Origin of the sequence: Pseudoalteromonas sp. T1lg10 (assembly GCF_002964545.1) — a bacterium.
GTDB lineage: Bacteria > Pseudomonadota > Gammaproteobacteria > Enterobacterales > Alteromonadaceae > Pseudoalteromonas.
Genome location: NZ_PQBV01000018.1, coordinates 259,029 through 272,585, shown reverse-complemented (window position 1 = coordinate 272,585; position 13,557 = coordinate 259,029). Strand labels below are relative to the sequence as shown.

Below are 13,557 nucleotides of genomic sequence, written 5' to 3'. Positions count from 1 at the left end.
AAACCTTTTTACTCAATGCTGATTAGTCACTAGTCGTCAAATAATTCATCTTCAATGCGCTCCAGCTCGTCTTTTAATTTAAAAACAAACTTGAGTTTTCGCACGTTATCCGCCGCTTTTTGCCAATCATTTTCATCCTGGCTGGCTAATAGACTTTGCAGCTCATTGCTGTATTCGTTGTTCAACTCTTTAATGTGCTGCTCTAGCTTGGCAATCGCCGCATCTGGGTCATCGCTTGTCTTGACCTCTTCAAGCTCTTCACGCAGCTCCATTTGCTGCATCAAGAACATAGGATCTTGCAGGGTTTGCTGCTCGCCACGAATTTCCAGACCTAACTCGGCCAGCATATATTCGGCGCGTTTAAGGGGGTGCTTAAGGGTTTGCAGGGCATCGTTAATTTCCGCCGTTTTTTGCACCGCCAGCAGCTTTTCTCGCTCACTGCCGCCACTGTGTCGGTCCGGATGCGCCGCCCGTTGCAAATCTAAATAGCGGGCGCCGATCACTTGCAGATCGACGTCATAATTTACCGGGATCGAAAACAATTCAAAATAACGCATGAAAAACCTTTATAACGAAAAGCCCTACATAAGGTAGGGCTTAAGCGAATACAATACCTGATCCTGAGCAACGCCTTGCCCAATAAGTGCCGTTATACGGTAAAGCTCTCGCCGCAACCACATTCACCATTTTGGTTCGGGTTATTGAATTTAAACCCTTCGTTTAAACCTTCTTTGGTGAAGTCCAGCTCGGTACCATCTATGTATACCAGGCTCTTTGCGTCGACAACGACCGTTACGCCCTTGTGTTCGAAGGTTTCATCACCTTCGCTAAGTTCATCAACAAACTCAAGAACGTAGGCAAGCCCTGAACAGCCTGTGGTTTTAATGCCCACACGCAGACCCAATCCTTTACCACGATTGTCTAGAAAGGATTTTACGCGCTCCGCCGCTGCATCTGTTAAGGTGATTGCCATACTACTGCCTTATTTGCCGTGTTTACTCTTGTAATCTTTAATCGCTGCCTGGATCGCATCTTCTGCCAGAATTGAACAGTGGATTTTCACCGGTGGCAACTCAAGCTCGGCGCTGATGTCGGTGTTTTTGATTTCCGCAGCTTCGTCAAGAGTCTTGCCCTTAACCCACTCGGTTACCAATGATGATGATGCAATGGCACTACCACAACCGTAAGTTTTAAACTTCGCGTCTTCAATAACGCCTTGCTCAGAAACCTTGATTTGTAGCTTCATTACGTCACCACACGCCGGTGCACCAACCATGCCCGTCGCTACGCTTGGATCATTTTTGTCAAGAGAGCCAACGTTACGTGGATTCTCTACGTGATCTATTACTTTATCACTGTATGCCATAACTTTTACCTCGCTACCTTGTTACTGCCAAGGCTTAATGATGTGCCCACTCAACCGACTCTAAATCAATCCCTTCCTGATGCATCTCCCAAAGTGGAGACATCTCACGAAGTCGGCTAATAGACTCTTTAATAAGTTTAACGGTGTAGTCGATTTCTTCTTCGGTGGTAAAGCGACCAATGCTGAAACGGATTGAACTGTGCGCCAACTCATCGTTACGACCTAGGGCACGCAATACGTATGAAGGCTCAAGGCTGGCCGATGTACAGGCTGAACCTGAAGAAACCGCAATGTCTTTAACTGCCATTAGCAGCGACTCACCTTCAACGAAGTTGAAGCTGATATTGACTATGCCAGGCACAGAGTGCTCTGGTGCACCGTTGAAGTATACTTCGTCCATATCCTTCATAATGCCGTCGATTAGACGAGTGCGTAAGGCACTGATATGGGCGTGATCTTTATCGAAATCTTGTTTAGCGATGCGGAAAGCCGCACCCATGCCGACGATCTGGTGCGTGGCTAGAGTGCCCGAACGCATACCGCGCTCGTGACCACCGCCGTGCATTTGCGCTTCTAGGCGAGCACGTGGCTTACGACGCACGTAAAGGGCACCAATACCCTTAGGACCATAGACCTTGTGGCCAGAGAAGGACATGAAATCAACTTTCAGCTCTTGCAGGTCAATTTTCACCTTGCCAGCGCTTTGTGCAGCATCAACATGGAACATGATCTTGCGCTCTCGGCACATCTCACCGATGGTGGCGATGTCTTGAATCACACCTAGCTCGTTGTTTACGTGCATTACGCTTACTAGGATGGTGTCATCGCGCATGGCGGCTTCAAGCTTTTTCAGATCAAGCAGACCGTTAGCTTCCACGTCCATATAGGTTACTTCAAAACCTTGACGCTCAAGCTCACGACAAGTGTCGATTACCGCTTTATGCTCGGTGCGCACGGTAATAATGTGCTGGCCTTTCTTCTTGTAGAAGTTAGCGGCACCTTTGATGGCCAAGTTATTTGACTCTGTGGCACCCGAAGTAAATACGATTTCGCGTGGATCGGCATTAATCAGCTCAGCGATATCGTGACGCGCCTGATCGATTGCCTCCTCGGCCTGCCAACCAAAGCGGTGCGAACGTGATGCTGGGTTACCAAAATTACCTTCCATTGTCAGGCATTGCATCATTTCTTCGGCAACGCGCGAGTCCACTGGCGTTGTTGCTGCATAATCTAAATAAATTGGTAACTTCATACTTTCTCCGCTCACGGCAACCCTGGAGTTGCTCACAATTGACAGCTGACTTCTATATTCTCTAACTTGCTCAGGGCATCACTTAGGCTTTTATCCTGGCGCTGGGCCACTTCTTTAATGTCGGACTTATTGACCAACTCGGCTAACGTGATGCCATGTAAAAATTCTTCAATGCGCTGACTTAACTCAGTCCACAGGGTGTGGGTAAGGCAACGCATACCACTTTGGCAGCCGCCCTCAGCACCATGACAACGAGTGGCATCCACCGACTCATTTACGGCGCTAATCACATCACCCACGGAAATGGCACTGGCCTCTTTGCCGAGCAAATAACCGCCGCCAGGGCCTCGTACCGAGGTCACCAAACCTTGCTTACGCAAACGCGCGAATAATTGCTCCAGATAAGACAAGGAGATTTCTTGCCGCTCGGAAATGTCGGCAAGGGGAACGGGCCCAACATCTGTGTGTAGCGCAACATCGAGCATAGCGGTAACCGCATATCTGCCTTTAGATGTTAACTTCATAACGCCCCCATACTCATCAAGAGTGTGAATTTTAATTACCTGAGTATTAGAGTCAAGTATTTACTAGTACTTGAGTGAAATACTCGGGTATTCATTCACATTGTAAATACCTGAGTGATTTAGTCAAGTATTTATCCGCTTTGAAAAGTATGGATTTGACCCTTTATTTAGGGTCTTTCATCTGCTTGTCGACCGAGGTCAACATGCCACGCAAAATGTTCAGCTCCTGTTGCTCTGGACGCGCTCGGTTAAACAAGCGTTTTAGCTTGGTCATAACCTGACCCGGGTGCTGCTTAATGATAAAGCCGGTGTCGCCAAAGGTTTTTTCCAGATGCTCATAAAAGCGCTGCATCTGCTCGTTGCTCGGGTATTCGGCTTCATCTTCTTCAACCACCTGCTCTTGCCTATCAAGGAACTGCATGCGGGTTTCATAGCACAGGGTTTGCACCGCCATAGCCAAGTTCAGTGAGCTGTACTCTGGGTTCGCGGGAATACAAACATGAAAATTACACAGTTGCAGTTCATCATTACTGAGACCGCTGTTTTCACGACCAAAGACCAGGGCCACAGGGCCTTGCTGAGACTCACTAACCAGCTTTTCGCCACAGCCACGAGGGTCAACCATGGGCCAGCTCAGGGTGCGTGAGCGCGCACTGGTGCCAATCGCCAGACTACAGCCTTCAAGAGCTTCTTCTAAGGTCGAGACTGTGGTTGCAGTGCCAAGAATATCCGTGGCACCGGCCGCCAAGGCACTGGCATGACTGTCGATTTCACAGGCCGGGTCGACCAGATACAGGCTGCTAAAGCCCATGGTTTTCATCGCCCGTGCGGCGGAGCCGATATTGCCCGAATGTGAGGTGTTAACTAATACAATGCGAATATTCTCTAACGCCATAGTGATGTGCTTATGCTTTCAATAACCAATTTGCGCGCTAGTTTATCATAAGCCTTGCCAGCAGGAGTTGAAATTTCCTCCATCTTTACCCCCAAAGATGCATTGCGGTTAAAAAAACAGCAATTATTTTTACGAACTTTATTTACTTTGTCAGTAAAATCGTTAGAATACGCCGGCTCAAAATATTGTTCTTTTACAACCCAAAGGTAATGCTATGCATCCAATGTTAAACATTGCGATTCGCGCTGCGCGAAACGCAGGTAAGGTGATTTTGCGCGCCTGTGAAGATTTATCAAAAGTTGAAGCCACTCAAAAAGGCAACAACGACTTTGTGACTAACGTCGACAAAGAGGCTGAAGCCGTTATTCGCGAAACCATCTTAAAAGCGTACCCAAACCACAGCATTGTGGGTGAAGAACTAGGTCAACTTGAAGGTTCTGACGCAGATTACCTATGGGTTGTCGATCCTCTCGACGGCACCACTAACTTTATCCAAGATATCCCGCATTTCTGTGTATCGATTGCCCTTAAGGTAAAAGGTCGCATCGAACAAGCGGTTGTTTATGACCCAATCCGTGGTGAGCTTTTCACCGCCAGCCGTGGTCAAGGCGCCCAGCTTAACAGCAAGCGTATCCGTGTAAGCAACGCCAAAGACTTGTCTGGTACCGTGCTGGCAACAGGTTTCCCGTTCAAGCACAAGCACCATATGGATGCCTATATGGAAGCCTTTAAAGCCCTATTCGTACACACCTCTGATATTCGTCGCGCGGGCTCTGCAGCGCTGGATATGGCCTACGTAGCTGCCGGTCGCGTTGATGGCTTCTTCGAAATTGGTTTGAAACCTTGGGATACAGCCGCAGGTCAGCTACTTGTTAAAGAAGCAGGTGGTTTGGTGATGGACTTCGCCGGTGGTGCAAACTTTGAGAAGAGCGGTAACATAGTCTGTGGCTCTCCAAAACTAGCTCAAGCCCTTATAAAAGAAATTCGCCCGGTACTAACCGAGTCATTATTGAAATAATGATGTGCTTTGTCGGTGCCAAGCACCAACCTTGTAGGTCGGCCTTGTAGGTCGGCCTTTGCCGCCGACAATTAGCAATGCAGGAGCAATTGCCCTGTAAGTCGGGATTTTACCGCCATGGTTGTAGGTCGGTCTTCTAGGCCGACAATTAGCAATGCGTAGCACATTGCCGATAATCCCGACAAAATCCTCAATCAATCTCACCTTGTCGGCGCACAGCACCGACCTACAAATGACCAATGCAATGCAGGAGCATATTGCCCTGTAGGTCGGGATTTTATCCCGACAAATTATGCGCCACTCTCACCATGTCGGCGCAGAGCACCGACCTACAAATGACCAATGCAATGCAGGAACACATTGCCCTGTAGGTCGGGATTTTATCCCGACAAATTATGCGCCACTCTCACCATGTCGGCGCACAGCACCGACCTACAAATGACCAATGCAATGCAGGAGCATATTGCCCTGTAGGTCGGGATTTTATCCCGACAAATATGCGCCATTCTCACCCTTGTCGGCGTAGATCACCTACAAAAACGCTACAGTCGGCGGTTCGACAAGAGCCATTACCTTTCACGCATCACCCCTTCTTGCATGGTGGAAGCAACCAGGTTGCCCTTGCGGTTCAAGCACTGGTCGTGTGCTATAGGTGATTCCTATATGCCTATTAAAGCAGGCTTGGGTCGCCTATAATTAACGAAAAAATTAATAAAAATTGGCCCCATAAGCCTCGCCTAATGTCCACAGAATTCAAGTTCGCACCCGCGACCCTTATAAAGTCGGAGTTCAACTTTGCACTCCAGTCTAGGTTGATAAAGACATTAAAAACTAAAGAAAAGCCTACAAGGAAGAGAATCGTTGAAATTAAATCATTCATATTTATATCTCTTTATAACCCTCTTCAACTATCAGAATTAAAGAGGGTACTATGACCCCTTTATGCTCTAGTCAATGCTATCCGCATTAAAGCAGAGTTTAAATTATGAAAAAATAATCATGCCAATCATGATTCCGATAGAAATACCAAAACAACAGCCAATAAACAGATACGTGCTACTACTTGGTTGAGAGACACCTTTTCTTTTTACAAACATACTAGCTCCAAAATTGGGAAAGGAACGCACCGCATTTATTAATTTTCCATTATATAAAAATCAGTTACAGCAACTGAAACTAAAAAAGCCCAGCCACCTACACATTTACAGTTAGTGCTAATCCAGCGAACAGTCTAAGGAGTCAGGACTTGAACTGCACAATGTGCACAATGTGCAAAAAAAGGCCTGACTACTTTATGCAATATTAACTTAATTGGAAATTATAATTTAAAAAAAACAAGAATGTTGTACGAAATAATCAGCCTAATATTTTCCTAATCCAGAAGTCTATCTTCTCTACGAAAAGCTTTACTCCTAGAGCACAAAAAAAAGACACCACTCCCACGCTAAAAATATCTAATCCATAGCTTCTAAAATAAAAACCAAAAAGAAAACACAATAACAAAAAGCCAAACTTATAAACCATAAGGAAACCCTTCTTTTTTGCTCGGTCACTTTTGTGACTGAGCTGTCAAACCAACCTTGCTAAGGAACCGCCGCTGTATATTCTTTTGCTTTATCCCAAAAATAACCACCCGCGATTGTACTTACGGCCCAGTGTCCAGCTTGATTGACGCTATTTCGAAACGCTAGATTTGCTCTATAAGCTGAGTCTAAAGGCCAGGTCTTGAACTGTGCAATATGCACAATGTGCAAAAAACAAGGCCTGACCACTTTATGCACTGTTGTGTTTAAAGAGCTACGCAGGCTGCCTAGTTATGGGAGTGGTGCACTTCGGAGTTGAATTCGCAAGTAGTTCGGTTGCGGGTCAAAAAACTGATGTTTGTTGATTTTTTATCCTTAAAAACAAAAAGATATTAGTAAGAAAAAAAATAATAAAAGTGAGAAAACAATGAAAAGCTTACCCATATTATGAATTTTTTTTTGATTTTTAGACCTGTTTTCCGATAGTTGATTATCCTCCAAGTGGAAACAATGCGGGCATTTAGGCAATGAGTTATCATATGATAAACAACAGCGTTGGCAGCGTGTCTGTTTCCTCTTCTTTAACATCATTACAAAATTAAAACCAATAGACATATTTATACTAAGTATTAATTCCAAACTAATTAAAAATATGATGAGCTTAAGTCCCTATAAGCCATCATATTAAAACTATTATTGTTTATCTTTCAAAAAGTGAGATCTCAGCTTTACATTAAAGTAAACAACAATTAAGGCTATGATCATATAATAAACAAACTCATATAATTCATCTGCAAAGTTGATAAAATTTTCATATAGCCAGTTAAGAGAAAACCATATAAAAAAAGTCACAATAATTTGCATTAAAAATACTTTATATCTCACTATTTTAGATCAAACCAAGCTACTGCTGCTAAATATACAGCACCTGCAACAAGTGCCCCTCTAGCGCCTAACAAACTACCTGCTGATATTGCTGAAGAAAAATCTTCTGATGAAAAATCCCCCCAGCAATGCTCTGCACAACCACCATTTACTTCTTCAATTTCATTTACGTTTAGTTCACGCATAATGCTGTACTCCATTTATCCGACCTTTCTTTTTAGTCAAGCGTGTCGGGTGATTAGTTCGCTCAATCTCAGCATGAGAAGGAGCAGTTAATTAGGCTGGCTTTAGTTGTTCTCGCTAAAGTTGACTAAAGTCAGCCGCTTTATTTCCAAGCAAGACCTTCGATATTGATCTTGCAAGAAAAATTCTTTTAATTCAGATAAATTATTAGCTTACTCGGCCTTTTAAGCTGTAAATTGGCTCAAGCACTTTCTTTATCTACTTGCATATCGACCAACCCACCATTTTTAAGCTCACACACCTTGTCAGCCATATTAATGGTCTCTTGGCGGTGAGCTATCATAATTCGCGTTATTGGTAGGTGCTGTATTTGCTCACTGATCTTGGCTTCATTGCCTTTATCCAAGTGGCTTGTGGCTTCATCCATATAGAGCACGCATGGCGACTGATACAAGGCGCGAGCAAGCAGCAATCGTTGGATTTGACCACCCGATAGGTTTGAGCCCATATCCCCAACCAAGGAGTTATAGCCCATGGTCATTTGAGTAATATCATCGTGAATAGCCGCTAAATGCGCACATTGCTCTATTTTTAAGTAGTTCGGTTGCGGGTCAAAAAAACTGATGTTGTCAGCAATAGAACCAGCAAGCAGAGTATCATCTTGCATCACAGCAGCAATTTGCTTACGGTAGTTCTTTAGCCCTAGCTGGGTAATATCCCTACCATCTAACAACACCTTTCCCGAGTCAGGTTGCAATAGCCCAAGCATAATTTTCATCAAGGTGGTTTTACCCGCCCCTGATGGCCCGGTGATCGCTATCGAATCACCAGCATCAAGCGAAAGGTTTATGTCTGTCAATATCGGCGTCCGCTCTTCACCGTAACTAAAGCTAATATTTTCAAGCGTAAGTTGGCCTTTCTTCTTGTTTTCTATTCCTGAAGAATATGCCATCTCACCTTCTCGATTCGCCTCTTGTTCAGTGAGTGCAATATCGGCAATACGGTCAAGATGCAGCCGCATCATCTTAAATTGAATAATCTGCTCTATTAAATTGGCAAAACGCTGTGTGAGTTGATTTTTATAGGCGATAAAAGCTAAAACCATACCCACAGACAAGCTATTATTCATCACTAACTGGGCAGCAAGATAAATAACAAGTACATTTTCCAAGCCAAACAGTAACTTATTAAATGAATCAAAACTTATCTTTAAGCGCCCCAAACGAATTTCACTGTTGATCACTTCCGCATAACGGTTTTGCCATATTCCCTGTCTTTGCGACTCATTACCAAAAAGCTTAATGGTTTGCATACCACGAATATTTTCTAAAAAGTTTGATTGCTCTTTAGCTGAGGCTTGAATCATTTCTTCGGTCGCTTGATGTAGCGGACGATACAAGACTAGTCGCACTAAGGTATAAAGCACTATTGCGCCAAGAACCACTGCTGTTAGCTTGATAGAATAAAGTGCCATCATCACCAGCACGGTTATTGCCATCACCCCATCGACTAAAGTTTCAACAAAGCCAGTGGTAATGCGTTCACGTATTTGCGCAAGTGAGCCAAAACGGGACACAATATCGCCCACATGCCGCGACTCAAAATAATTCATGGGCAAACGCAATAAATGACGAAGCAGATTGACACCCATTTGCATATTGAGCAAGCTGGAAAGCCTTAATATCAACCAGCTTCGCACGGCATTAGTCACCACTGAAATAATGGCTATTAAGGCAAAACCTATCGCTAATACGGTAAGGAGTGGCTTATCAAAACTGATTAAGACTTCATCCACCACCCACTGCATATAATAAGGGGTCATTAAGGCGAATAATTGGAGAACAAGCGATAGCCCTATCAGCTTTACCAGCCCTGTTTTTAAACCCGACATTGAAGACCACAATTGCGTGAACTTCATTTTGGCTTTTTCTTCTTTTACTTCAAATTTGCTGGTTGGCGTAAGCTCTAAACAAATGCCAGTAAAGTGCTTGCTAAACTCTTCAGCCGTTAATGTACGCTTTCCCACGGCAGGATCATTGATTGCAAACTTGGCCCTAGCGCCTTTACCTGAAACCTTTGTCAACACAACAAAGTGATTCATATCCCAATGCAGAATACAGGGTGTTTTTAGTTTATGTATTTCATCAAGCGGGCATTGTAAAGCACGGCTGGCTAACCCTAAACTATCACCCAGTTCAATAAGCTGCTGAAGGTTCATGCCTTTAAGGTTGGCTGAAAAGCGCTTGCGCATCGCGGGCATATCAAGTTTATGGCCGTGATAACTTGCGATCATCGCCATTGCAGCAAGGCCACATTCAGCTATTTCGGATTGGAGGATTAAAGGAGTTGTTGAATTGAAACCAAAATTCAATGTATTTTCTCGCATTCTGCTCATTGTAATTTTTATAAACCCAAAGAACTAAAATAAGCTTATAAAATTAATAAGAAAGTGAAGTGTAATAGAGTAATATATTCCATTTCTAAACCTGCCCACTAAATAACAAAAAACAAATCCACTAAAGAACATTACCATCAATTCATATGCTCCCATCCCAAAGTGAATGATTGAAAATGAAAGAGAGCTTACAGTTGCTGATTTAACGATGCCAACGCTGCTTTTAAAGTGGTTAAAAATAACCCCCCTAAAAAGTAGCTCTTCGACTACTGGGGCCAGAATTAGTGTAAAAATAAGACCAAGAACCTCACCGCCACTATCATTAATAGAGCAAGCCAATTCAAAAAAGTAACAAGACTTGTTATAAAATGAATCTATAAATAACAAGGAAAATAAACAAATTACTAACCACTTGAAGCCTTCAAAATTAAAAGGGGACTCACCCCACCCAAGAATTTTTACTCGGCCCATTTAAAAAATATAAAAACAGACATAGAAAAATACATAGCGGATGAATAAAAATAATCGTGAGCATCTGGTTTTAATAAATAAACAACAAAGACACCAAGGAAAGATAAAAAAACGACAAACAAACTTTCTAAAACCAGTTTAACCATAAAAACTCCAACATATAGGTGGCTTTCGCCACCTATATACTATTACCTTGTATGTTCGTTAATTTCCTGAGCTATTGGTAGCCACCATTCAATAACACTCTCCGCCGCATCAGCAAGTGCTTCCCCAAGATCTCGAATTGCCCCACCTACGGCTTGCCCTGCTTCTCTGGCAATACTTCCACCCTCTACAGAGTTAATCTCTAGTAAACTTAATTCTCTCCTTATGCGTCTCCTCGCAGACCTTCATCAACACCAGCCATAAAATCAAAAACCATTTCGGCAGCAGAAATTGCCCCGCAGACGGCAATAACGACAGCGGCGGGATTACCGCCATTTACTTCTTCAATTTCATTTACGTTTAGTTCACGCATTTTGTTATACTCCTTGTGCCCATATTCTGTTAAAAGTTTATGGGTGATTAATATGCTCACAACATGTGAGCTGTTAATTAGCTAACGTTAGTTTTCCGGCTAAAGTTGACTAACGTTGGCCTCCTTTTTGTTCACGGGTGACAACACCCGTAATCAAAACTCTTTTTAACTGGACTAACGCTAACTCACACGCCCTTTTAGGCTGTAAATTGGCTCTAATAACCACTCAATCAGCGTACGTTGCTCAAGCATAATATCGGCCTCGAATAACATGCCGCTTTTTAGTTCAAATGCTTGACCATAAGCTTGCATTTGCTGTTTGGTCAATTTGGCTCGTAAGCGATAAACGGGCTCTTGTAAGGCAATTGGCAGTTGCACTTCATTTGGGGCGATAAGCGCTCGATCTATTCGGGTAATTTCACTCTCGATAAACCCGAAACGCTGATAAGGAAAGGCATCAAAACGTAGCCGAGAGACTTGCCCTTTGGCGATAAAGCCGGCGCTGCGAGTCGGTAACAGCAGCTCTGCAACTAATTCAGAACCCTCAGGCAAAATGTGTAATAACGGTTTTGATTGTGCTTTTGAAGGGGAAAGTGTTTCACCTTCAACTACTTGAATGCCAGTCACTGTGCCAGCATGACTGGCTGTTACCCTGTAACTATGGCTGTTTTGAACTTGCGCTAGTTGGTTTTCAATATCCGCTTTTTCACGCAATAAGCTATTAATGCGCAGTGTATATTGTTGAGGTAAGTTCGCTGTATCAAAAGCAGTTTGATTGATTTGGTTGTTTTGCTGCAGCAGCAAACGCGCAATATTTTGTTTTTCTTGCTGTGCTTCTAACAGCGCTTGTTGCTGGCTTTCTTTCTCAAATTTTGAAATAAAGCCGTTGCTATTTAACAGTTCAACATCTTTTTGTTGAGCCAATAATAATTTCAGTTTTTCGTTCGCAAGCGTAAGTTGGCTCTCTAGGGCTATTTTTTCACTCTTTAACGCTGAGGCTTTGTTTTCTAAGTTTTGCTTTTCTTTTGCTTGAATAGACTGGTATTGGTTTATCTCTTCATCAAGTAACGTTAGCTGTGAGGTTAGTTGCTTTTGTAACTGGCTACTTAAGCTTAAACCATCGGCACTATTTTGATGGATGATCACAGTCGCCAAGGCTTGACCTTTTTTAACAACATCGCCTTCTTTTACGAATAGGCTGTCTATCGTGCCACCTTGAGTGGCAAAACTTTTGATAACCCCTTTATTGGGCATTAAAAAGCCACGAACGGTTTCTTTGCGAGAATATTCGGCAGTAAATAAAAAAGCGATAATTGCGATGGCAATAGCAACTAAGATTACGACTGTTAGCTTAATAGACAAGGGCTGAGCAAGGGTGATCGCCCCGGTTAAACGCTCACTTTGGTGAGAGACTGCTTCCTTTCTAAATAACGGCATTTACCATTCCATAGTAAATTATTTAACAACCGTTCCATTTTCAGGTAATAGGGGGGGGGGATGTCAACTCATTGTTACGACATTGATAAAAAAATTAACGTTTCTCTAAGGCGTTTAAAACGTCGCGAGCGAAATCAGGACAAGGCAAAAAGCTATCCATCATAATACTTGCAAAAAATTACAGCAGAGCTTTCCAACCGAGCCTCATCAAACTCGCAGGTATACCCCTCCCCGTTTTGATTCGCGCTTTCGATCTCGGCTTTTGTTGTGGAGTGTGTTGTTGATAGCGAGGGCGACGGGTGACCGACGATTGATAATCGTCGCAGCACGAGGGTAAGCACGTTTAGAAAATAGTCCAGTGGACTATTTTTAGTAAGCGAACGCCTTAAGCACTGCGCAAGGCCGGGCGGTGGAGGCATGGATGCCGACAAGGATCACGGCTTCATGGATGAATTATTAGCACCCAAGTTAATTTACCCCTCTTTGGTTGTCGTGGTGACGACGGCACTAAAAGGGGGGAATGATACGATTCCCCCTTTTAAATCCCCCCGTACTCCAACATTGCACTTTTTCCTCAGCGCCCTACGAGAAATGAAGGTAACCAACATGCACAGTGCGTTCTTGCACTGAGCATGTTTTCGCCAGCATCGTGCTGGCGATTACACTTCTCGTAGCGCGTTTCGGGTGCAATGTAAGGGGATTGGGCTGATACATTGGTGTTTATTTCTAACCCAGCTTTTGCTGTGAGGATCGGGATTATATCCCGATAAATTATGCGCCACTCTCACCATGTCGGCGCAGAGCACCGACCTACAAATGACCAATGCAATGCAGGAACACATTGCCCTGTAGGTCGGGATTTTATCCCGATAAATTATGCGCCACTCTCACCATGTCGGCGCAGAGCACCGACCTACAAATGACCAATGCAATGCAGGAGCATATTGCCCTGTAGGTCGGGATTTTATCCCGACAAATTATGCGCCATTCTCACCATGTCGGCGCAGAGCTCCGACCTACAAATGACCAATGCAATGCAGGAGCATATTGCCCTGTAGGTCGGGATTTTATCCCGATAAATTATGCGCCAT

At 43.8% G+C, this 13,557-nt stretch carries 12 protein-coding genes; 1 reads left to right on the top strand and 11 read right to left on the bottom strand.

Features of this window, described 5'->3' with window-relative positions; translation table 11 throughout:
* Positions 1-29: 29 nt before the first annotated feature.
* The 6 genes from hscB to trmJ all read right to left on the bottom strand — a co-directional run bounded on the left by hscB (position 30) and on the right by trmJ (position 4,037).
* Complete coding sequence (hscB, locus tag C2M17_RS07520) at positions 30-557, bottom strand: co-chaperone HscB (RefSeq protein ID WP_105200211.1); 528 nt, start codon at positions 555-557, stop codon at positions 30-32.
* A gap of 92 nt (positions 558-649) precedes the next feature.
* Positions 650-973, bottom strand: coding sequence for an iron-sulfur cluster assembly protein IscA (gene iscA / locus C2M17_RS07515; protein WP_105200210.1), 324 nt, complete (start codon positions 971-973; stop codon positions 650-652).
* A 9-nt stretch (positions 974-982) separates the two neighbouring features.
* Entirely contained in the window at positions 983-1,366 is a 384-nt protein-coding gene (gene iscU / locus C2M17_RS07510) for a Fe-S cluster assembly scaffold IscU (protein WP_105200209.1), read from the bottom strand.
* Between the two features lie 34 nt (positions 1,367-1,400).
* Positions 1,401-2,618, bottom strand: a complete 1,218-nt coding sequence (locus C2M17_RS07505) for an IscS subfamily cysteine desulfurase (RefSeq protein ID WP_105200208.1) — start codon at positions 2,616-2,618, stop codon at positions 1,401-1,403.
* A 32-nt stretch (positions 2,619-2,650) separates the two neighbouring features.
* Positions 2,651-3,142: a Fe-S cluster assembly transcriptional regulator IscR gene (iscR, locus tag C2M17_RS07500; protein WP_105200207.1), complete on the bottom strand. Its 492-nt coding sequence runs from the start codon at positions 3,140-3,142 to the stop codon at positions 2,651-2,653.
* 163 nt (positions 3,143-3,305) lie between these two features.
* Positions 3,306-4,037, bottom strand: coding sequence for a tRNA (cytosine(32)/uridine(32)-2'-O)-methyltransferase TrmJ (trmJ, locus tag C2M17_RS07495; protein WP_105200206.1), 732 nt, complete (start codon positions 4,035-4,037; stop codon positions 3,306-3,308).
* Positions 4,038-4,251: 214 nt separating this feature from the next.
* Here trmJ and suhB point away from each other — a divergent pair, with 214 nt between their 5' ends.
* Complete coding sequence (suhB, locus tag C2M17_RS07490; RefSeq protein WP_105200205.1) at positions 4,252-5,055, top strand: inositol-1-monophosphatase; 804 nt, start codon at positions 4,252-4,254, stop codon at positions 5,053-5,055.
* A gap of 2,407 nt (positions 5,056-7,462) precedes the next feature.
* Here the strand turns inward: suhB and C2M17_RS07480 are convergent.
* From C2M17_RS07480 to C2M17_RS07460, 5 genes are all read right to left on the bottom strand, one after another.
* Positions 7,463-7,648, bottom strand: a complete 186-nt coding sequence (locus tag C2M17_RS07480; protein ID WP_105200307.1) for a hypothetical protein — start codon at positions 7,646-7,648, stop codon at positions 7,463-7,465.
* 239 nt (positions 7,649-7,887) lie between these two features.
* Positions 7,888-10,032 carry a peptidase domain-containing ABC transporter gene (locus C2M17_RS07475; RefSeq protein WP_105200203.1) on the bottom strand — a complete coding sequence of 715 codons (2,145 nt, stop codon included), beginning with the start codon at positions 10,030-10,032 and terminating at the stop codon, positions 7,888-7,890.
* 33 nt (positions 10,033-10,065) lie between these two features.
* A complete protein-coding gene (locus C2M17_RS16200; RefSeq protein WP_105200202.1) occupies positions 10,066-10,512 on the bottom strand; it encodes a CPBP family intramembrane glutamic endopeptidase in 447 nt (148 codons plus the stop codon).
* A gap of 367 nt (positions 10,513-10,879) precedes the next feature.
* Positions 10,880-11,029 (bottom strand): class IIb bacteriocin, lactobin A/cerein 7B family, encoded by a 150-nt coding sequence (locus tag C2M17_RS07465; RefSeq protein WP_105200201.1) that lies wholly within the window; start codon positions 11,027-11,029, stop codon positions 10,880-10,882.
* A 180-nt stretch (positions 11,030-11,209) separates the two neighbouring features.
* On the bottom strand, positions 11,210-12,466 hold the full coding sequence (locus tag C2M17_RS07460) for an HlyD family efflux transporter periplasmic adaptor subunit (protein ID WP_105200200.1): 1,257 nt from the start codon (positions 12,464-12,466) through the stop codon (positions 11,210-11,212).
* Positions 12,467-13,557 lie beyond the last annotated feature (1,091 nt).

Bases quoted from the DNA above. Each gene is read 5' to 3' on its own strand.
- C2M17_RS07480 (WP_105200307.1), bottom strand. From the start codon at position 7,648: ATGCGTGAACTAAACGTAAATGAAATTGAAGAAGTAAATGGTGGTTGT.
- iscU (WP_105200209.1), bottom strand. From the start codon at position 1,366: ATGGCATACAGTGATAAAGTAATAGATCACGTAGAGAATCCACGTAAC.
- C2M17_RS07505 (WP_105200208.1), bottom strand. From the start codon at position 2,618: ATGAAGTTACCAATTTATTTAGATTATGCAGCAACAACGCCAGTGGAC.
- C2M17_RS16200 (WP_105200202.1), bottom strand. From the start codon at position 10,512: ATGGGCCGAGTAAAAATTCTTGGGTGGGGTGAGTCCCCTTTTAATTTT.
- hscB (WP_105200211.1), bottom strand. From the start codon at position 557: ATGCGTTATTTTGAATTGTTTTCGATCCCGGTAAATTATGACGTCGAT.
- trmJ (WP_105200206.1), bottom strand. From the start codon at position 4,037: ATGGCGTTAGAGAATATTCGCATTGTATTAGTTAACACCTCACATTCG.
- suhB (WP_105200205.1), top strand. From the start codon at position 4,252: ATGCATCCAATGTTAAACATTGCGATTCGCGCTGCGCGAAACGCAGGT.
- C2M17_RS07460 (WP_105200200.1), bottom strand. From the start codon at position 12,466: ATGCCGTTATTTAGAAAGGAAGCAGTCTCTCACCAAAGTGAGCGTTTA.
- C2M17_RS07465 (WP_105200201.1), bottom strand. From the start codon at position 11,029: ATGCGTGAACTAAACGTAAATGAAATTGAAGAAGTAAATGGCGGTAAT.
- iscA (WP_105200210.1), bottom strand. From the start codon at position 973: ATGGCAATCACCTTAACAGATGCAGCGGCGGAGCGCGTAAAATCCTTT.
- C2M17_RS07475 (WP_105200203.1), bottom strand. From the start codon at position 10,032: ATGCGAGAAAATACATTGAATTTTGGTTTCAATTCAACAACTCCTTTA.
- iscR (WP_105200207.1), bottom strand. From the start codon at position 3,142: ATGAAGTTAACATCTAAAGGCAGATATGCGGTTACCGCTATGCTCGAT.